We start from the raw sequence: 961 nt of genomic DNA, 5'->3' as shown, positions 1-961 counted from the left end.
TGGGGAGCAACGGTTGCCATCACAGTTGAGCGCATGCCCTATGTTCGACAACTTTTCTCAAGGATGACTTATTGTGGTGGTTATTCAGGGCATGGCGTTATGCTGGCTCCTTTCATAGGAAAATTATACGCAGAATGGTTGACTGGAAAATATGAACGTTTTTCCTATTTCCAAGACTTAAAGATTTCATCTTTTCCGGGGGGAGGAGTTTTGCGTTATCCGCTTATATTTTTAGCAATGCGTTGGTTTTCTTTAATGGATCGCCTTTAATGGAAACATTGCTTGAAATGAAGAAAATTAATGGCTTATTTAGTATCTGTCTGCTTTAATAATGGAAGCTTTTATAAGTGATATGGGATTTCATAATCGAATAGAAAAATAAACAAGTTCATGGTGCGTAAAATTATTCCAGTTTCTTCCTTTGATTGTATTGTTTTTGGTGGCAATGGTGATTTGGCGTCGCGCAAGCTTTTGCCGGCCTTGTATCATTGTCAGTGTGTTGGTCAATTCAGTGAGCCAACACGTATTATTGGGGCTTCCCGCACTTCCTTAAGTCATGAAGAATATCAAAATTTTGTCCGCACTTCTTTAGAAAAACATATCCATCCAAAAGATCTCAATTCAACAGAACTCAATCGTTTTCTTGCACGTTTAACTTACGTTTCTGTTGATGTTTCCTCAAATCGAGGGTGGGAGGATTTAGCTCTCCTTCTGTCACAAGGTTCAGCGAATATTCGAGCTTTTTATTTGGCTGTTAGTTCGTCACTTTTTGCTGATATTGCGATGAAGTTGGGAAAAAATGATTTGGTGACACCACAAACACGGATTATCATTGAAAAACCAATTGGTCGCGATGTAAAAACAGCTGTTTCACTTAATGATGCATTTGCAAGCGCCTTTAATGAAGAGCAGATCTTTCGTATTGATCATTATCTTGGGAAGGAAACTGTTCAAAATTTAA

2 pseudogenes are annotated in these 961 nt (G+C 38.3%); both read left to right on the top strand.

The window, feature by feature from the left end:
- Nucleotides 1-270 (top strand): annotated as a pseudogene (locus tag ACFIKE_RS11485) (FAD-dependent oxidoreductase); the annotation flags it as partial.
- Between the two features lie 120 nt (nucleotides 271-390).
- Nucleotides 391-961 (top strand): annotated as a pseudogene (locus tag ACFIKE_RS11480) (glucose-6-phosphate dehydrogenase); the annotation flags it as partial.

Origin of the sequence: Bartonella sp. MU70NMGDW, assembly GCF_042194085.1 — a bacterium.
In the GTDB taxonomy this organism is placed as follows: Bacteria; Pseudomonadota; Alphaproteobacteria; order Rhizobiales; family Rhizobiaceae; genus Bartonella; species Bartonella grahamii.
The sequence above is the reverse complement of the archived record's forward strand: the minus strand, read 5'-3'. Positions and strand labels throughout refer to the sequence as shown.